This window comes from Acidocella sp. C78 (assembly GCF_907164655.1).
Window position 1 is genome coordinate 1 of the sequence record NZ_CAJQZK010000060.1, and the last position, 16504, is coordinate 16504.

The 16504-nt window shown below is 69.8% G+C and carries 14 protein-coding genes and 1 tRNA gene; 6 read left to right on the top strand and 9 right to left on the bottom strand.

Annotated features, from left to right (window positions below; translation table 11 throughout):
• The first annotated feature begins 79 nt into the window (after nucleotides 1–79).
• The gene (locus ACIDOCELLA78_RS80645) at nucleotides 80–1036 is read left to right on the top strand and encodes a methylglyoxal synthase (protein WP_201727401.1); all 957 of its coding nucleotides are present in this window, start codon (nucleotides 80–82) and stop codon (nucleotides 1034–1036) included.
• Between the two features lie 460 nt (nucleotides 1037–1496).
• Nucleotides 1497–3014 carry an ATP-binding protein gene (locus ACIDOCELLA78_RS80650; RefSeq protein ID WP_201727402.1) on the top strand — a complete coding sequence of 506 codons (1518 nt, stop codon included), beginning with the start codon at nucleotides 1497–1499 and terminating at the stop codon, nucleotides 3012–3014.
• On the opposite strand, the gene ACIDOCELLA78_RS80655 is transcribed toward ACIDOCELLA78_RS80650, so the two are convergent.
• The 5 genes from ACIDOCELLA78_RS80655 to ACIDOCELLA78_RS80675 are packed head-to-tail and all read right to left on the bottom strand — an operon-like array spanning nucleotide 2992 to nucleotide 8583.
• Nucleotides 2992–3456, bottom strand: a complete 465-nt coding sequence (locus ACIDOCELLA78_RS80655; protein WP_201727403.1) for a MaoC family dehydratase — start codon at nucleotides 3454–3456, stop codon at nucleotides 2992–2994. The genes ACIDOCELLA78_RS80650 and ACIDOCELLA78_RS80655 overlap by 23 nt on opposite strands.
• Nucleotides 3453–4625 carry an acetyl-CoA C-acyltransferase gene (locus tag ACIDOCELLA78_RS80660; protein ID WP_201727404.1) on the bottom strand — a complete coding sequence of 391 codons (1173 nt, stop codon included), beginning with the start codon at nucleotides 4623–4625 and terminating at the stop codon, nucleotides 3453–3455. Before ACIDOCELLA78_RS80660 ends, ACIDOCELLA78_RS80655 begins: the two co-directional genes overlap by 4 nt.
• Nucleotides 4626–4664: 39 nt before the next feature.
• Nucleotides 4665–5456: an SDR family oxidoreductase gene (locus ACIDOCELLA78_RS80665; RefSeq protein ID WP_201727405.1), complete on the bottom strand. Its 792-nt coding sequence runs from the start codon at nucleotides 5454–5456 to the stop codon at nucleotides 4665–4667.
• Between the two features lie 12 nt (nucleotides 5457–5468).
• Nucleotides 5469–6776 carry a TetR/AcrR family transcriptional regulator gene (locus ACIDOCELLA78_RS80670; RefSeq protein ID WP_201727406.1) on the bottom strand — a complete coding sequence of 436 codons (1308 nt, stop codon included), beginning with the start codon at nucleotides 6774–6776 and terminating at the stop codon, nucleotides 5469–5471.
• 16 nt (nucleotides 6777–6792) lie between these two features.
• Nucleotides 6793–8583, bottom strand: coding sequence for an acyl-CoA dehydrogenase (locus ACIDOCELLA78_RS80675; RefSeq protein WP_249674829.1), 1791 nt, complete (start codon nucleotides 8581–8583; stop codon nucleotides 6793–6795).
• Nucleotides 8584–8805: 222 nt separating this feature from the next.
• Here ACIDOCELLA78_RS80675 and ACIDOCELLA78_RS80680 point away from each other — a divergent pair.
• Nucleotides 8806–8881: transfer RNA gene (locus ACIDOCELLA78_RS80680), tRNA-Ala, on the top strand.
• A 128-nt stretch (nucleotides 8882–9009) separates the two neighbouring features.
• Here ACIDOCELLA78_RS80680 and ACIDOCELLA78_RS80685 read toward each other — a convergent pair.
• Both ACIDOCELLA78_RS80685 and ACIDOCELLA78_RS80690 read right to left on the bottom strand, forming a co-directional pair.
• The gene (locus tag ACIDOCELLA78_RS80685) at nucleotides 9010–9480 is read right to left on the bottom strand and encodes an acyltransferase (RefSeq protein ID WP_249674833.1); all 471 of its coding nucleotides are present in this window, start codon (nucleotides 9478–9480) and stop codon (nucleotides 9010–9012) included.
• Between the two features lie 99 nt (nucleotides 9481–9579).
• Nucleotides 9580–10239, bottom strand: coding sequence for an acyltransferase family protein (locus ACIDOCELLA78_RS80690; RefSeq protein WP_249674835.1), 660 nt, complete (start codon nucleotides 10237–10239; stop codon nucleotides 9580–9582).
• 426 nt (nucleotides 10240–10665) lie between these two features.
• On the opposite strand from ACIDOCELLA78_RS80690, the gene ACIDOCELLA78_RS80695 reads away from it, so the two are divergent.
• Nucleotides 10666–10977, top strand: coding sequence for a hypothetical protein (locus ACIDOCELLA78_RS80695; protein ID WP_201727408.1), 312 nt, complete (start codon nucleotides 10666–10668; stop codon nucleotides 10975–10977).
• A gap of 79 nt (nucleotides 10978–11056) precedes the next feature.
• Here ACIDOCELLA78_RS80695 and ACIDOCELLA78_RS80700 read toward each other — a convergent pair whose 3' ends face one another.
• Together ACIDOCELLA78_RS80700 and ACIDOCELLA78_RS80705 are read right to left on the bottom strand one after the other, a co-directional pair.
• Complete coding sequence (locus ACIDOCELLA78_RS80700) at nucleotides 11057–12763, bottom strand: PQQ-binding-like beta-propeller repeat protein (RefSeq protein ID WP_201727409.1); 1707 nt, start codon at nucleotides 12761–12763, stop codon at nucleotides 11057–11059.
• 66 nt (nucleotides 12764–12829) lie between these two features.
• Nucleotides 12830–13255 carry a c-type cytochrome gene (locus ACIDOCELLA78_RS80705; RefSeq protein ID WP_201727410.1) on the bottom strand — a complete coding sequence of 142 codons (426 nt, stop codon included), beginning with the start codon at nucleotides 13253–13255 and terminating at the stop codon, nucleotides 12830–12832.
• A 214-nt stretch (nucleotides 13256–13469) separates the two neighbouring features.
• Here ACIDOCELLA78_RS80705 and ACIDOCELLA78_RS80710 point away from each other — a divergent pair, with 214 nt between their 5' ends.
• Complete coding sequence (locus ACIDOCELLA78_RS80710) at nucleotides 13470–14165, top strand: SDR family NAD(P)-dependent oxidoreductase (protein WP_201727411.1); 696 nt, start codon at nucleotides 13470–13472, stop codon at nucleotides 14163–14165.
• 32 nt (nucleotides 14166–14197) lie between these two features.
• The gene (locus ACIDOCELLA78_RS80715; protein WP_201727412.1) at nucleotides 14198–16501 is read left to right on the top strand and encodes a xanthine dehydrogenase family protein molybdopterin-binding subunit; all 2304 of its coding nucleotides are present in this window, start codon (nucleotides 14198–14200) and stop codon (nucleotides 16499–16501) included.
• The last annotated feature ends 3 nt before the right edge of the window (nucleotides 16502–16504 follow it).

Here is a 16504-nt window from a genome sequence, read left to right on the forward strand (position 1 = left end):
GATACCTATTGATTTTTTTGTGTCAGGCCTCGACTCTCACCCCACCCGCAGAGGCCGGGCATGACGGGGGGGGCGGAAGATGAACGTGACGAGCGGCGATGAAACGGGGGTTGTGCGGATCGGCATCGCGGCATCGGCGGCATTGCGAAGCGGCGCCGACTCGCCGCTCTTCGGCTTCCTGCGCGACTTCGCGCCATTTCTCGCCGCCCCCCGGGTGCGGCTGCACGCGGTTGGCGCCACCTGCGATGCCATCCTTGCCTCCGGCCTGCTCGGCGGCAACCCGCCGGTTCGTCTGCGCCCCGCGCGTGAGGGTGGGGTGATCACTCTCACGTCGATGGTGGTGCCGGATGCCGCCGGCCATGCGGCGCTCGATTTCGTGATCTACCTGATCGATCCGGTCGACCCGATCGGCGTTTTCCCCGAGATGCAGGCGCTGAAGCGGCAATGCGTCGTGCATGGGCGAGCGTTCCTGACCAATCGTGGCGCCGCCTCGGAATGGTGCGCTCTGGTCTGGAATCGTCTGGCCGGAATCGACCGCACCGGGCTTGCGGCGCAACTCGTCCGCTGGGTGCGGCCCGAAGCGGTCGCGGCGGAAACGATCGGGCTGATCGCCCACGACACCCAGAAGCCGGTGATGCTGGATTTCGCCCGGCGGCACCACGCGCTGCTGTCGCGCTTCAGCCGGCGCCTTGCCACCGGAACCACCGGCGGGCTGCTGAACGGCGAGGTGCCGGCGCGGCTTGCGGCCGAGGCGGCGGCATTCCGTTCGCGGCTGCCGCCGCCCGTGCCGGGCTGGACCACCGCCTTCCAGTCCGGCCCGCGCGGCGGCGATGCGCAGATCGCCGAGGAGGTGCTGGAAGGGCGTTGCCGGCGGTTGATCTTTTTCGAGGACCCGCATGTGGCGCGCGAGCATGAGGCGGATATCCAGCTGCTCGAGCGCGCAACCCGCTTCGCCCCGGAAGGCTGTCTCTGCATCAACGATGTGGCGAATGCGGAACTCTGGGCGGCTGGATTCGCGGCGCTGATCTCCGGCTGACCGGCCGCCCGGCCCGTTCGCGGGAGCGATCCTGGATAAATTCGCCCGAGCGATCCCGGACAAAAAGGTGCCGCTCTCTCACGGCAGTCACCGAGTTGCCGACGACATTTTTCGGCGGCGGGCGCGGTCCCCGTGCGTTTTGCACGGCCTGCGGCGTGCGGTTGTTGCCAGCCGGCGCACGCTTTTTTGCGCTCGTGCAGGATTGTATCTAGACGTTAAAAATTAACGAACCGTTACGACAAGGCACAGACTTCCACATAATTTTGTGAACATTGGCCACGTCATTCCGACGCACCGGCTCGACGCGGCGCCGCGCGGTTGATAAGCCGGTCCGCCCGGCGCGCGGCGCCCCCCAGGCGGGGCGGCCGCCGCGCGCCATTCTATTGACGAAGCACGTAGTCTTGCCCGAACGCGATACAGCCCGGGCCGGGCCATGCACCAGGAGGCAGCGAATCGGACCATGACCGTGGCAATCGAGATGGGTGTGGCGGCCGGCAACGCGCCTGCCGTGCTCGACCTTGAGGAACTGCTGGCCACGAGATTGCTGGTCCAGGGCAATTCCGGCTCCGGCAAGTCCCACCTGCTCCGCCGCCTGCTGGAACAGAGTGCCGCCTGGGTGCAGCAGGCGATCATCGACCCCGAGGGCGATTTCGTCACCCTCGCCGAGCGGTTCGGCCATCTGGTGATCGATGCCGAGGCGCATTCCGAGCCGGCGCTGCAACTCGCCGGCGAGCGCGCGCGCGCGCACCGTGTGTCCGCCGTGCTGAATCTCGAGGGTCTCGACGCCGAGAACCAGATGCGCCGCGCCGCCGCCTTTCTCGGCGGGCTGTTCGAGGTCCCGCGCGACCACTGGTATCCGATGCTGGTGGTGGTGGACGAGGCGCAGCTCTTCGCCCCCGCCGCCGCCGGCGAGGTGTCGGACGAGGCGCGCAAGCTCTCGCTGGGCGCCATGACCAACCTGATGTGCCGCGGCCGCAAGCGCGGCCTCGCCGGCATCATCGCCACCCAGCGCCTCGCCAAGCTCGCCAAGAACGTCGCCGCCGAGGCCTCCAACTTCCTGATGGGGCGGACCTTCCTCGATATCGACATGGCCCGCGCCGCCGACCTGCTCGGCATGGAGCGCCGCCAGGCCGAGGCGTTCCGCGATCTCGAACGCGGGCATTTCATCGCCCTCGGCCCCGCCTTGTCGCGCCGGCCGCTGGCGCTGCGGATCGGCTCCACCGAGACCGAGGCGCGCCACGCCACCCCGCGCCTCACCCCGTTGCCCCAGGCCACGATCGAGGATGCGCAGACCGTCATCCTCGCCCCGCCGCCGCCCGAGGCCGCGCGCCCGCCGCGCCGCGCCCCATCCCCGCCGCCGCCCGACCTGCTGAGCCAGTTGATGGCGGCCCGGCCGGCGATGGAAAGCCTCGCCGCCGAGTCGCCGCCGCCGCAGAGCCCGGCCGAACGGGCCGCGCATCAGGCCCGGCTCGAGCGCATCCTCGCCGATCTCCTGGCCGATCCCGAGGCGGGGTTCCGTCCGGTCGGCGTGCTGTATCAGGATTTCCTGGTCCGCTGCCGGATCGAGGCGCTGGGCGCCGCCGCCCCCGACCTCGCCGCCTTCCGGCGGATGCTGACCCGCGCGCGCGCCGGGATCAGCGCGGCGATGGCGGAGGATGCGGTCTGGCAGGATGTGCTGTCCCGCGCCGCCATCCTGCCCGAGGACATGCAGGGGATTTTCCTGATGATCGCCCGCGCCGCGCGCGACGGCCAGCCCTGTCCCGGCGACCCCGCGATCGCGCGGGCCTATGGCACCCGCTCGCTCGGCCGCGCCCGCCGGCTGCTCGCCTACATGGAAGAGCAGGGGCTGATCGTCTGCCAGCTCGACGGGGCAGGGCGGCGCATCGTCACCCTGGTCGAACTCGCCTGGGCGACGGCGCCGGGGCTGCCCGACGCCGAGACACCGCCCTCGGCCCTCAGCCCAGCGCCAGCATCGTAAGCCACTGCGCCACCAGCGCCGGTTTCGGCTGCCCCTCGATCTCCATCGTCACGTCATGCGTCAGCAGGATGCGGCCTTCGCCCTTCTCGGCGAGATCGGCCAGCGCGAACCGGCCACGGATGCGCGACCCGGCGCGCACCGGGGCCAGAAACCGCAGGCTGTTCATCCCGTAATTCACCGACATCGCCACCCCCGCGAGCCTCGGCAGCGTGTCGTAGGCCATGCGGCTGAGCAGCGAGAGGGTGAGGAACCCATGCGCGATGGTCCCGCCGAACGGGCTCTCCCGCGCCCGCTCGGGATCGACATGGATGAACTGGTCATCCTCCGTCACCTCGGCGAAGGCGTCGATCCGCGCCTGGCCGACCTCGATCCAGCCCGAACAGCCGACCTCGGTGCCGACCAGCGTGCGATAGTCGGCGAGGGTGAGCGCCGGGGCGCTCACAGAACCTCGAACAGGCCGGCCGCGCCCATGCCGCCGCCGACGCACATCGTCACCACCACATGGCGCGCGCCGCGGCGCTTGCCCTCGATCAGCGCGTGGCCGACCATGCGCGCGCCGGACATGCCATAGGGATGCCCGATCGAGATCGAGCCGCCATCGACATTGAGCAGCTCGTCCGGCAGGCCGAGACGGTCGCGGCAATAGAGCACCTGCACGGCGAAGGCCTCGTTCAGCTCCCACAGGCCGATATCGCCGACGCCGAGCCCGAAGCGCGAGAGCAGCTTGGGCACCGCGAAGACCGGGCCGATGCCCATCTCGTCCGGCTCGGTGCCGGCGACGGCCATGCCGACATAGCGGCCGAGCGGCTGCAGGCCGCGCTGTTCGGCGAGCTTCGCCTCCATCACCACGCAGGCCGAGGCGCCGTCCGAGAGCTGGCTGGCGTTGCCCGCGGTGATGCAGCCGCCCTCGCGCACCGGCTTGAGCCCGGCGAGGCCCTCGGCGGTCGTCTCCGGCCGGTTGCCCTCATCGGCGGCGAGGGTGACGGTCTGCTGGCTGGTGGCGCCGGTGGCGCGGTCCGTCACCGTCTTGGTCGCGGTGACGGGGATGATCTCGGCGTCGAACCGGCCGGCCTGCTGGGCGCTGGCGGTGCGAAGCTGCGATTGCAGGGCGTAGGCGTCCTGCGCCTCGCGCGAGACGTTGTAGCGCTTCGCCACCACCTCGGCGGTGTCGATCATCGGCATGTAGGTGTCGGCGTGCAGGGCCAGCAGCTCGGGGTCGCGATCGACCCGCATCGCCTCGGTCTGCACCGTCGAGATCGACTCGACGCCGCCGGCCAGCACCACGTCCATCCGGTCGACGATGACCTGCTTCGCCGCGGTGGCGATGGTCATCAGGCCGGAGGAGCATTGCCGGTCCATCGTCATGCCCGGCACGGTGACGGGCAGGCCGGCGCGGAGCGCCGCGGTGCGGCCGATCGTGTGCTGGCCGCCCTGGGGCAGCGCGCTGCCGATCAGGCAGTCGTCGATCTCGGCGGGGTCGATCCCGGCGCGGCGCACTGCCTCGCGCAGCGCGTGGGCGGCGAGGGTGGGGGCCGGCGTTGCGTTGAAGGCGCCGCGATAGGCGCGGCCGATCGGGGTTCTGGCGGTCGAGACGATCACGGCGTCACGCATGGCTGTTCGCTCCTCTGGCGGAAAATGGGGTGGAGGGCCTCAGGGTTCGGCCGTCTCCACCGGGTTGGCGGCGACGAGGCCGCCATCGACGGTGAGCACCTGGCCGACGACATAATCGCCGGCGCGGCTGGCAAGATAGATCGCGGCCCCCGCCATGTCCTCGGCGCGGCCGATGCGGCGGGCGGGGATCGCGGCGGCGACCGTCTCGCCCCGGTCGCGGGCGGCGCGGTTCATCTCGGAGGGAAACGCGCCGGGGGCGATGGCGCTGGCGACGATGTTGTCGCGGATCAGCCGCGCCGCCATCCGCCGCATCAGGTGATGGATCGCCGCTTTCGATGCCTGATAGCTGTAGGTCTCCCAGGCGTTGACGCGCAGCCCGTCGATCGAGCCGACGCAGATCACCTTGGCCGGGCGGTCGGGCCGCGCCGCCGCCTTCAGCGCGCCGTGCAGCGCCTGGGTCAGGAAGAACGGCGCCTTCACATTGACGTCGAACACCTTGTCCCAGCCATGCTCGGGGAAGCTCTCGAACGGCGCGCCCCAGGCAGCACCGGCGTTGTTCACCAGAATGTCGAGCGCCGGCTCGCGTTCGCCGATGGCGGCGGCCAGCGCGCGGGCACCCTCGACGGTGGAGATGTCGGCCGGCAGGGCGATGCAATCGGGCCCGAGTTCGGCCGCGGCCTCGCGACACTGCGCTTCCTTGCGCGCCGAGATGTAGACCCGCGCGCCCTGGGCGAGGAACCCCTCGGCGATCATCCGGCCGATGCCGCGCGAGCCGCCGGTGACGAGGGCGACGCGCCCCTGCAACGAAAACAGCGATGCCGGATCGATCATGCCGGTCCTCCCTTATGGTTCCGGGCCGCGAAGCGGCGCTTCTCTCTGTTCAGCTAAGCCAGGCGGGCCCGGCTGGCAAGCCGGTTTTGGATGAACGTACGGTTTTTCCGGGCGGATCGCCCCGGCAATCGCGGCGGCGAAATCCTCCCGCGCCAGCGCGAGCAGCGCCGTATCCGCCCCGGTGGCGGCGGCGCGGATCAGCTTGCCGACGAAGACGGCCTGCACCGCGAGCGGCCCGGCGGGGTGCGGCGGCGCCGCGCCGATCGCCGCCAGCCGCCGGCGCCAGGCCTGGTGCTGGTCGCGCAGCGTGGCCGCGAGTGCGGCGCGCAGCGCCACGCTCTCGCCGGGCGCCTGGGCGGCGCGCAGAAACACGGCGTAATGGCCGAGCGCCTCGCGCGCATGCTCCAGCACCTCGCGAAACCAGATCGCCGTGGTGAGATCGACCAGCCGCGCCTCGTCGATCGCGGCGGGGTCGATCGCGCCGAAGCCCGCGCGGTAGCGCGCCTTCGCCCGCTCGAACAGCGCGACCTGCGCGGTGGCGAGCAGCGCGCCGATCGCCGGGAAATAATAGGCCGGCCCGCTGCGGGCGAGCCCGGCGCGCTGGGCGATGGCGGCCCAGCTCACCGCCCCGGCCCCGGACTCGACGAGAATGTCGATCGTCGCCTGCACGATCCGCGCGCGGGTCTCGCGCTGGCGCGCGGTGGCGGCGCCAGCCTCGCCCTCCGCCGCGGGATCGGCCGGGCCGAACCGCGCGAAGTCGAGCCTTCCCTCGATGAGATCGCGCGCCGCCTCCGGCTCCAGCCCGAGCGGATGGAGCAGGAAGGTCAGGCCGATCGCCCGGTCGATCGCCGCGCGGGCCGCGCCGCGGTCGAGCCCGAAGCCGAGATTCGCGCCGATGGCGTGCCAGATCTCGTCGAGCCGCGCGTACCAGCCCTGCGCCAGCCTCCGCCCCTCCGCGCCCCGCCCGCCATGCAGGATCAGCTCGCACCAGGCCAGCGAGCGCGTCCGCTCGCGGCCGAGCGCGTTGAGCACGACGCGGATCACAAGATCGTCGATCCGCCCGAGCCCGGTCGCCTCGCCGGCGCTGACGCGGCGTTCGAGCCGGGCGAACGCGTCGAGATAGCCGCTCATCAGATGGCGGGAGGCGCTGGCGATGAGTTCTGTTTTCGAATCGAAATGATAAGTCGTCGCGGCAAGGCTCACGCCCGCCGCTGCCGCCACCGCCCGATGGGTCAGCCCGGAAACCCCGCCCTTGGCAAGAACGCCGACGGCACCTTCATGAATCCGCTGCCGCGTGCGCAGGCTGCGATCCTGCACCATGCGCCGAAGCCCCCCGCTAGAGCGCGAACAGCGCGGCCGGCGCGTCGAGGCTGCTGGTCTCCAGCGTCGCGCACAGCGCGAGGCGTGCAACCGCCAGCGGCAGCTCATGCGCCATGAAATAACGACATGTCAGTATCTTGCCCTCAAGGAACAGGCGCTCATCGGCCGAGGCGTCGCCCCCGCGCGCAGCGGTGGCCGCCAGCGCCTGCCACAGCCACAGCCAGCCGATCACGACATGCCCGAACGCATCGAGAAACACAGTGGCATTGGCCAGCCGCCGGGGAATGTCGGCGCAGCCGAGCAGTGCTGCGGCCGTGCGCTCAAGCTGGTCGAGCGCGCCGCCAAGCCGCGCGGCCTCCGCCGCGAGGGTGGGCTGAAGCCCCGCCCGCGCCGCTGTCTCGCGCATCTGCGCGGCGAAGCGGCGCAGCGCCTCCCCATTGTCCCCGCCGAGCTTGCGGCCCACCAGGTCGATGCCCTGAATGCCGAACGTGCCTTCGTGAATATGGTTCAGCCGGTTGTCGCGATAGAGCCGCTCCAGCGGATAGTCCCGCGTGTAGCCATAGCCGCCGAGAATCTGCATCGCCCATTTGTTGGCTTCGAGACAGTGTTCCGAGGGCCAGGATTTCACCACCGGCGTCAGCAGCCCGAGCAGCGTGCCGAGCCATTCGGCCTCCGCCGCATCGGTCGCGATCTCCTGCCGGTCGACCAGTTGCGCGGCATAGAGGCAGAGCGCCTGCGCGCCCTCCACCGCCGCCTTCTGCGCCAGCAGCATGCGGCGGATATCGGCATGCTCGATGATCGGCACCGCCGCCGCCGGGTCCTTCTGCCCTGCCTTGCGCCCCTGGATGCGGGTGCGGGCATACTCCGCCGAATGACGATAGCCGGCGAGGGCGGACATCGCCGCGGCATGGCCAACGCCGATGCGCGCCTCGTTCATCATCTGGAACATGTATCCGAGGCCGCGATGCGCCTCGCCGATCAGATACCCGATCGTCTCGCCGCTCTCGCCGAAATTCAGCAGGCAGTTGGTGGTGCCGCGCTGGCCCATCTTGTGGTTCAACCCGGCGAGGGCGATGTTGTTGCTCGCGCCGACGGCGCCGCTCTCATCGACCCGGCGCTTGGGCACGAGGAACAGCGAAATGCCGCGCGTCCCCGCCGGCGCGCCGGCGATCCGCGCCAGCACCATGTGCACGATATTCTCCGAAACCTCCTGATCCCCGCCCGAAATCCACATCTTGCTGCCGCGCAGCGAAAACGTCCCGTCCGCGCGCGGCGTCGCCGTGGTGGTGATGTCGGCGAGCGACGATCCGGCCTGCGGTTCGGAAAGACACATCGTGCCGAACCAGCGCCCCTCCAGCATCGGCGGCAGGAAGTTCTGGCGCAGCGCCGCGCTGCCGAAGGCGGCGAGCAGATTGGCTGCGCCGACGGTGAGAAACGCGTAATTGGCGACGGCGGTGTTCGCACAGGTGAAAATGCCGCTGGCCGCCGTGTGCAGCACCCGCGGCGCCTGCAACCCGCCATGCTCCAGCGCGAAGGGCAGGGCGAAGAACCCCGCGGCGGCGCAGGCGCGCAGCGCGCGCCCGGTCCCCTCCGGCATCTCCACCCGCCCATCGACGAAGCGCGGCTCCTGCGCGTCCACCTCTGCGGCGATCGGCAGGAACAGCTCCTCGGCGATCGCCTGCGCGGTGTCGAGCATCTGGGTGCAGGCGTCGCGGTCGAACGCGGCGAAGCGCTCGTGGCGCAGCAACTCGTCCATCCCGAGCAGGTCGAACAGAATGAAGTCGAGGTCGCGTCTGTCGACGATCATGGACATGGCGTCGTCTCCCTGGTGCGTCGCGACACTACCGGCCAGTGCCGCCCGTGTCGATCCGGAATTGAACATCCGTACAGTTTTCTCGTCCCCCCGCGCGCCCACCCCGCCGCCCCCTCCCGCGCGGCGTCTTGCCCCCGTCACATTTCATGGCCGGTTTGTCCTCCGCAGCCCTTGCCGCGGCCGCGAACTCGGTCTAATAGGGCCCTCACGCACGGTGGGGCCATAGCTCAGTTGGGAGAGCGCCTGAATGGCATTCAGGAGGTCGTCGGTTCGATTCCGATTGGCTCCACCAGCGTTTTCCAGGACATGATCGACGTTTCGCGGATGCCTTGGCGGCATGGCCGATCGCGCGGTTGCGTGCGGCCCTGATCGGCCGGCATCCGTGCAAGTCGCACCGGGGCCCCGGCTGACCCGATCGGGTCAGCTGCTCAGTTCGCTTGGCACGGGAGCGAGGAAGGGTGGGCTGCGGCGGCTGAGGCGCACCGCCAGCCGGTCCACATGGCGCTCGAACAGGACCGCGACCGGCAGGGTGACCGCGAGGCCGGCGATGAGCGCGGCCAGGCAGCCCGGCACTGCGCCGGACCGTGGCGCGATCAGGTTGAACACGCTGCACCCGATGGTCGCCATGACCGGGAAATGCACCAGGTAAAGGCTGAACGAGATGCGGCCGAGGAAGGGTGGGCTGCGGCGTTCCAGCAGGTGCCGGGCGCGCGGCAGGTGCAGCACGCCGAGGAAGATCAGGATCGCGCCGACCTGGTTGGAGAAGTGAAACGGATCCGGCGGGTGCTGGTGGCGCAGCAGGCTGTGCAGCAGCAGGATCGGCGCCGGCGGGATCAGGCGGCAGAGCAGGATGCCGGTGGCCAGGGAGAGGATCGCGAGGCCCTGCCGCAAACGCCCGGGTGAAGGTCGGCTCAGGCCGGCAAGCGCGTAGCCGAGGGCGAAGAGGAACCACTGGCTCGCCCCGAGCCAGAGGGCGAGGGCGGCGATGATTTAGGGCAGCAGCGCGCGCCGGCGCCGCTCGACATAGCTGAGGCCGAGGCAGAGCACCGATCCGGACAGTTCGACATTGAGTGTCCAGGTCGGCGGATCGAAGGCGTGCAGGAGATCCGGCATGGGGATGAGATGGCGGAGGAACGGAAAGCCGTTCGCCCCGGCATAGCCGGTGAGGACGCTGTTCAGGACGGCGTCGCGAAGAACCGGGCCGGCGGCGGGCGGGGTCGCGAGCAGGATGCCCAGCCAGTGCGTCGAGCCCGAGAGGGCGGCGGCATGGAGATGCGCCTGGTCGTCCAGCGACAGCAATGCGCCGGCGAACAGCACGGCCGCGGAAGCGGGCAGGCCGAGGCGCACGAGGCGGCGCCAGAGACCGGAGGCGAAACCGTCGATCCGGGCGAAGGCGCGCCGCAGCACGTAACCGCTGAGCAGGAAGAAGATGTAAACGGCACTGTAGCCGTTGATCAGGAACACGGTGGGAGAGCGGGCGATGGCGGCCTGCCAGCCATGGGAGGCGAGGAGGTCGGCAGGGCCGATGCCGGCCATCGCGAGGACCGGCAGAAACGCGCTCACATAGTGCAGAAAGACGACCTGGAGGGCGGCAAGGCCGCGCAGACCGTCAAGAAAAGCTACCCGTTCGGATTTCAGTGTCCGCTCCATCGAATTTATCAATGAATCGGAGATTCCATTATTGAATTTTGTTGTCAATTTGAAAATAAATGCGTTGGCGAGAGTGCATAAATACCTCAAAACGTATTTATGACTTTAGAATAAAGGTATTTTTTTAAATTATTCTGTAATATTAGAACGGTGCACCGTTTGACCGCGTTGATGCCGGCAGGTGGCGGGAGTCGGATCTGCTCTTGATATCCGATCCGGTGCGGCAGGATGGAGCGCGATCGCCGGCCGCCGGCATGATCCGTCCCGCACGGCATCCCGTCGCGGCATTGAAACGATAATCAAACGGCATTGGATTCATCGAGGTGCTGCCGGCATTTTTCAGGAGCCGCACGCGGCGCCGCGAGAACGGCGGTTGCGGGAGACGGCGGGGACGATCCGCTTCGCGGATCCGACAAGGAGGACACCATGAAGACATTCATTCTGCTCGGCGCCCTTGCCCTGGCCGGGACGGGCACTGCATTCGCGCAACAGGGCAACGCGGGCACGCGCCTGACGCCGCAGCAGGCGACGACGATGAAGGCGGACCTGACCCAGGCGCAGGCGCTGGTCGCCAAGATCAACCGGAGCTACCACACCGACTTCGCCATCGCGCCGAAGATGGAGCATGAGGCGATGATGCACATGGCGCGCGCCGAGATGGAAATGGCGAAGGCGATCATGGACCTGCAGATCAACTTCAACCCGAGCCCGCTCGGCGGTTTTTCGGGCGGCAACTGATCGGAAGGCGCTTCGGCGGCAAGGCATGAAAATGGCCGGAGCGCGATGCGCTCCGGCCGTGTCGCAGGCGCAAAGGGGCTTATTTCTTCGGCAGCGCGAAGATCGCCACCGCGTCGCCATACGGATAGCTGAGCTGGAAGTTGCCGCCGGCGGCAACCGCGACGTATTCGCGGCCGTTCACCGAATAGGCGACCGGCGGGGCGTTCACGCCGGCGCCGAGGTTGAACCGCCACAGGCGCTTGCCGGTCTTCGCGTCCATCGCGTCGAACCAGCCATTGCCCTCGCCGGTGAACACCAGGTTGCCGGCCGTGGCCAGCACGCCGCCCATCATCGGCTGCGGCAGCGTGTCGTTCCAGCGGATCTTGCCGGTATCGACGTCGATCGCCGTCAGCGTGCCGTCCTGGATGCCGTGATCGACATTCTTGAACGTGCTGCCAAGGCGGATCTGGCCGGGGATGGCCGGGCTGCTCTTCTCGTTGGTGAAGGTCATGAGCTGGTTCATGCCCATCACGTAAACGTCGCGGGTGAGCGGCGAGAACGCCGGCGGCGACCACTCGGCGCCACCATTCGCACCCGGCAGCATCTGCACGCCCTTCGGCGTCGGCTGCGCGAACATGTTCTCCTGCTTGTCGAAGGGCTGCGACTTGCGGATCAGCTTGCCGGTCTCGCGGTTCACGATGTAATACCACGCGGTCTTGCCCGCCTCGCCAACGGCGGGAACCATCTTGCCGTGGTCCCGCACGTCGAACAGCATCGCGTTGCTGACGGCGTCATAGTCCCACACGTCGTGCTTCACTTCCTGGTAATACCAGACGAGCTTGCCGGTGTGGATGTTGAGCGCGACGATCGAGTCGGTATAGCGGTTGTCGCCCTTGCGTGCCGAGCCGTTGAGGTCGGGGTTCGGGTTGCCCGTCGCGAAGATCAGCAGGCCCCGCTTCGGATCGACGGTCGGCGTCGTCCACACGGTGCCGCCGCCGGTCTTCCACGAATCGCCTTCCCAGCCGGCCTTGCTGTCGGTGGTGTGGAAGCGCCAGATCTGCTTGCCGGTCGTCGCGTCATAGGCGGCGACGAACCCGCGGATCGGCCACTCGCCGCCGGCGCTGCCGATGATGACCATGTTCTTGTAGACGGTCGGCGCCATCGTCTCCGAATAGCCATAGCGCGGATCGGCAACCTTGGTCGACCATTCCTGCTCGCCGGTCTTGGCGTTCACCGCGACGAGATGATCGTCCAGCGTCAGCATGTAGACCTTGCCGTTCGAGGCGGCCGCGCCACGGTTCACCGGGCCGCAGCAGATCTGGATCTGGCCGTCGGTGTAGGTGTAGGTCCACAGCGTCTGGCCATTGGTCGCGTTCATCGCGATCAGCGCCTGCTTGGAGTTCACCATCGGCGTCGTCAGATACATCACGCCGTTGACCACCAGCGGCGTGGTCTCGAAGCTCGCGCTGTAGCCGGTCTGCGCGATGGCGACCGGAGCGAGATCCTTCACATTGGCCGACGTGATCTGCTTGAGCGGCGAGAAGCGCGAGTTGTCGAAATCGCGGCCATTGACCAGCCAGTTCGCATCCGCCTTCGGCGCCGCTTCCAGCATCGTGGTCGACACGTTGACGTCCGAGGTGATGGTCTTGCCGACCTTCGCGGTGAGCCCGCCGGTCTCCGACCCTTCGGCCTTCACCGCGCCGGCCTGCGCCGACTGCGCCAGCGCGAGGCCGAGCAGTGCTGCCGCCGGCAGCGCGGCAAGCCGCAGCCGGCGCGCGAGGCGGGATTGATTGTCCGTTGTTGTCATTTTGTGAGTTTCCCCTGTGGTTTTAGCCAGTCCCGGCCGCGCGCGCGGCCGGCGTTCCGTCCGGCGTCAGGACTTGCCGGGATAAGGCAGCATCTTGACGCAGGAGGCGGTCTTGGCGTCGAGCGCCGTGGCGCCGGACGAATAGCCGTTATGCTGCAGGACATACGCGAAGATCGCGTCATATTCCGCCGGCTTGAGGCTGCCCGGCGCCTGGTAGGGCATCTGCGACTTGATGAAAGCCAGCAGCTGCGCGCCGGTGATCTTGGTGAATTCGAGATACGACTTGAACTTCGCCCCGCCGATCGCCGGGCCCGACCCGCCCTCCATGTTGGTCATGTGGCAGGCGGCGCAGTTCGCATCGTAAAGGGTCTTGCCGGTCGCCGCCTGGGCGGCGGTGAAATCGCCGCTCGCGCAGCCCGCCGAGGCGATCCCCGGCAGCGCCAGCATCGCGGCGGCGGCGAGGCCAAGCATGGCCCTGTGTGCGTTGGTCATGAATGTTCCCCATGTTCAGTAGGCCCGCAACCGGGCGTTGTTCTCATATTCGTTAGGCGGCACCTAAATGAACCCCGCGGTCCTGTAAAGCGGCGACGATCGCGGCGGCGGCGAAATGTTCCGCTTCGCCACGCCGCCCCCGGCCGCGTCTGGCGGCAGGCGCGGGAATCGTCGTAGCCTGCCGCCAGTTCGGCGCACCGGAGTGGAGAATCGCATGGCAACGCATCCGTCCTGTCTCATCCTCGGCGCCTCGCGCGGCCTTGGCCTCGCGATGGCGGAGGAATATCTCGCCCGCGGCTGGCAGGTGACCGCGACGGTGCGCGGCGCCGCCCGCACCGGCCTGCACGAGCTTGCCGCGCGGGAAGGCGGCCGCCTCGCCATCGAACAGCTCGACATCAACGATCCCGCCCAGCTCGCCGCCCTGCGCGCCCGGCTGGAAGGGCGGGTGTTCGACCAGCTCTTCGTCAATGCCGGAATCGCCAACGACCCGGCGGCGCCGATCGGCGCGGTCAGCACCGAAACCTTCGTCGACCTGATGCTGACCAACGCGCTCAGCCCGATGCGCGCGGTCGAGACGCTGGCCGACCTCGTGGCACCGGATGGCGGAATCGGGCTGATGTCCTCCGGCCTCGGTAGTGTGGCCAACAACACGACCGGCATGTTCGAGGCCTACCGCGCCAGCAAGGCGGCGCTGAACACGCTGATGCGCAGCTACGCCGTCCGCCACAAGGGCTCGGCCCGCTCCCTCGCCCTCGTCGCCCCCGGCTGGGTGCGGACCGACATGGGCGGCCCGCAGGCGACGCTCTCCATCGGCGAGAGCATCCCCCGCGTGGTCGATCAGCTGATCGCCCGGCGCGGCACGCCCGGCCTCGCCTTCTTCGACTATACCGGCGCCGAACTGCCCTGGTGAGGCGCTCGCTGGCCGCAAGGGAGGAGACGGACATGAACTTATCGGGCAACGCCTCGCGCCTCACCCAGTCGGCGCGCGACCGCACCCGCTGGGTCAGCGGCGCCGGGCGCTATGTCGCGGACCTCCAGCCGGACGGCGCGCTGGCCGCCGCCTTTCTGCGCGCGCCCCACGCCCATGCGGCGATCGCCTCGCTCGATGCCGCGGCGGCGCGGGCCATGCCGGGCGTCGTCGCGGTGCTGACCGGCGAGGATTGCGCCGCCGCCGGCTTCGGCAATTTCCGCGCCCTGATGCGCTACGGCGCCGAGGGCGCGCGCCCGCTCGTCGCCCCGTTCCGCCCGGTGCTGGCGCAGGGGCGGGTGCGCTATGCCGGCGAGCCGGTCGCCTGCGTGGTCGCCGAAACCCTCGCCGCGGCGATGGACGCGGCGGAGGCGATCGCGGTGGAGTACGAGATGCTGCCGCCGGTGGTCGGGCTCGACGCCGCGCCGGACGCGCCGCCGATCCATCCCGAGGCGCCGGGCAATCTCGCCTTCCTGCACGAGGCGGGCGATGCCGCGTCGGTCGCCGCCGCCTTCGCCACGGCGGCGCATGTCGCCGCGGTGCGGTTCGACCTGCCGCGCCTCGCCCCCTCCACGATGGAGCCCGGCGGCATCGTCGCACGGTATGACGCGGCTTCGGGCGTCTATCACCTCGTCACCCCGCACCAGGGCATCAACGAGATCCGGCTCGATCTCGAGGCCGTGCTCGGCGTGCCGGCGTCGCGCATCATGATCGAACTGCCCGATGTCGGCGGCGGGTTCGGCCTGCGCAGCCCGGCCTATCCCGAGCACGCCGCCCTCCTGCTCGCCGCCCGCGCCACCGGCCGGACCGTGCGCTACGTGCCGACGCGCGGCGAAGCCTTCCTCAACGACAATCACGGCCGCGGCACCAGGCTCGCCGGCCGCCTCGCGCTCGATGCCGATCTCCGCTTCACCGCGATCGAGATCGACTACCAGACCGATCTCGGCGCCTATGTCACCACCGTCGGCGCCTTCGTCAACGTCCATAACGCGCTGCAATCGGGCACCGGCACCTACGCGATCCCGGCGGCGCATGCCCGTTTCGCGCAATATTTCACCAATGCCGGCCCGCTCGGCCCCTATCGCGGCGCCGGGCGGCCGGATATCGCGCTGCTGGTCGAGCGCCTGGTGGACGAGGCCGCCGCCGCAACCGGCGCCGACCCGCTCGATCTGCGGGCGCGCAACGCGATTCCTGCCGCCGCCTTTCCCTGGCGCACCGCCTTTGGCGCCAGCTATGACAGCGCCGACTATGCCGCCCTGATCGCCGCCGCCCGGGCGGAATCGGGATGGGACGACATCGCCGCCCGCCGCGCCGAAGCCACCGCGCGCGGCGCGCTCCGCGGCCGCGGCGCCGCGCTCTTCACCGAAATCGCCGGCGGCGGGGCGGCGGCGCAGGACGAGGCGCTGGTCACCCTCTCGCTCGAAGGCGGCCACGCCGTCGCCCGCATCGAAACCGTCACCGGCGGCAGCGGCCAGAGCCAGGCGGAAACCTACGCCTTCATCCTCGCCCGCGAAACCGGGCTCGACCCCGCTCATATCGAACTCGTTGCGAGCCCGCCCGGCAGCACGCTCGCCGGCGCCGGCTCGATCGGCTCGCGCTCGACGGTGAGCGCCGGCAGCGCGGTGGCCGATGCGGGCGTCAGGCTGCGCGAGCGGCTGCTCGCCCTGGCCGGGCTGCGCGCCAATGAAGCACCCGAGGATCTCGCCATCGCCGGCGGCGCCATCCTCCGGCGCGACCGCACCCCGGTCATGACCCTCGCCGAGGCGGTGGCGGCCGCGGGCGGCGAAATCGCCGTCACCGGGGTCAAACCCGTCGCCGCGACCTTCCCCTCCGGCTGCCACATCGCCGAGGTGGAGATCGACCGCGAGACCGGTCTGGTCCGGCTGGTGCGCTATGTCGCCGCCGATGATTCCGGCGTGCTGGTCAATCCCGTCGTCGCCGAGGGGCAGATCCATGGCGGCATCGTCCAGGGTGTGGGCGGCGTGCTGGGCGAGGGGATGCGCTACGACGAAGCCGGCCAGCCGCTCACCGGCAGCTTCATGGACTACACGATGCCGCGCGCGGCCGACGTCCCCGGCTTCGTCACGATCGACCTGCCGACGCCCTCGCCGAACAATCCGCTCGGCGCCAAGGGCCTGGGCGAGGCGGGGACGACCGGCGCGCTGCCGGCGGTCGCCAATGCGGTGGCGGACGCCCTGCGGTCGATCGGTGCGACGCTGCCGCCACTTCCCTGCACCCCGCTGCGCGTGTGGGAGGCGATCCGCGCGGCGGATTCCTGATCC

Excerpts from the sequence above, each read along its gene's own strand:
- ACIDOCELLA78_RS80700 (WP_201727409.1), bottom strand. The coding sequence starts at position 12,763 with ATGACAACAACGGACAATCAATCCCGCCTCGCGCGCCGGCTGCGGCTT.
- ACIDOCELLA78_RS80665 (WP_201727405.1), bottom strand. The coding sequence starts at position 5,456 with ATGATCGATCCGGCATCGCTGTTTTCGTTGCAGGGGCGCGTCGCCCTC.
- ACIDOCELLA78_RS80660 (WP_201727404.1), bottom strand. The coding sequence starts at position 4,625 with ATGCGTGACGCCGTGATCGTCTCGACCGCCAGAACCCCGATCGGCCGC.
- ACIDOCELLA78_RS80670 (WP_201727406.1), bottom strand. The coding sequence starts at position 6,776 with ATGGTGCAGGATCGCAGCCTGCGCACGCGGCAGCGGATTCATGAAGGT.
- ACIDOCELLA78_RS80695 (WP_201727408.1), top strand. The coding sequence starts at position 10,666 with ATGAAGACATTCATTCTGCTCGGCGCCCTTGCCCTGGCCGGGACGGGC.
- ACIDOCELLA78_RS80675 (WP_249674829.1), bottom strand. The coding sequence starts at position 8,583 with ATGATCGTCGACAGACGCGACCTCGACTTCATTCTGTTCGACCTGCTC.
- ACIDOCELLA78_RS80690 (WP_249674835.1), bottom strand. The coding sequence starts at position 10,239 with ATGGAGCGGACACTGAAATCCGAACGGGTAGCTTTTCTTGACGGTCTG.
- ACIDOCELLA78_RS80705 (WP_201727410.1), bottom strand. The coding sequence starts at position 13,255 with ATGACCAACGCACACAGGGCCATGCTTGGCCTCGCCGCCGCCGCGATG.
- ACIDOCELLA78_RS80650 (WP_201727402.1), top strand. The coding sequence starts at position 1,497 with ATGACCGTGGCAATCGAGATGGGTGTGGCGGCCGGCAACGCGCCTGCC.
- ACIDOCELLA78_RS80710 (WP_201727411.1), top strand. The coding sequence starts at position 13,470 with ATGGCAACGCATCCGTCCTGTCTCATCCTCGGCGCCTCGCGCGGCCTT.
- ACIDOCELLA78_RS80645 (WP_201727401.1), top strand. The coding sequence starts at position 80 with ATGAACGTGACGAGCGGCGATGAAACGGGGGTTGTGCGGATCGGCATC.
- ACIDOCELLA78_RS80715 (WP_201727412.1), top strand. The coding sequence starts at position 14,198 with ATGAACTTATCGGGCAACGCCTCGCGCCTCACCCAGTCGGCGCGCGAC.